The organism is Teredinibacter waterburyi (assembly GCF_001922985.1).
In the GTDB taxonomy this organism is placed as follows: Bacteria; Pseudomonadota; Gammaproteobacteria; order Pseudomonadales; family Cellvibrionaceae; genus Teredinibacter; species Teredinibacter waterburyi.
Map to the genome: position 1 here is coordinate 1 of NZ_MRUH01000079.1, position 584 is coordinate 584.

Genomic DNA, 584 nt, shown 5'->3' on the forward strand with positions numbered 1-584 from the left:
GGCTTCGCCACTTTACCCCAAAACTCCACTCCCGCAATGCGGGCAAATTACCACGGCGTTAGTGGGCATATGAAGATCGAGCGATACATCAATGATAATAATGAGTTTCGCTGTTTTGGTTTTCCCAACGCACTTGTAGGGAAAAATGGAACTAAGGATATTCTTTCACGATTATCCGGTCTAGAAATTACATATTGGAACAAGAGCTGGGGTGCCGAAGTTTTCTGTGAATTTAATTATAAAGGCAAGAAGTTCGAAGTTTCTGAACCATACGGAGATAATAGCTATTACGATATCCTCTGCGAAGAACCAAATACTCCGGAGTTAGAAGAACTATATACGCTATTCTTAAGCACGAGTGTGCCAACAAGAAAAACATATGGTCGCGTCATCGTATTATTTGTGGTGCTAATTTTTTTAATGGTAGGGCTTAATATTTATTGCGCATCGTAAAGCCACTAACAAGGCCATCTTGCCTCGCCCGCAAGCGGGCTGGACAAATTTTCCGTGGTTCGTTTTGTGTCTTAACGCTACGCTAACACAAATCGCTCCACTCCAAATTTGCCGCAAATGGCGGCGTTATG

Annotated in this window: 1 protein-coding gene; it reads left to right on the plus strand. The window is 42.8% G+C overall.

Annotated elements, in window-relative coordinates; all coding sequences use genetic code 11:
* A partial coding sequence (locus tag IDZ20_RS05890; RefSeq protein WP_223144912.1) for a hypothetical protein occupies positions 1-453 on the plus strand: 453 nt, incomplete at its 5' end.
* Positions 454-584: the final 131 nt, after the last annotated feature.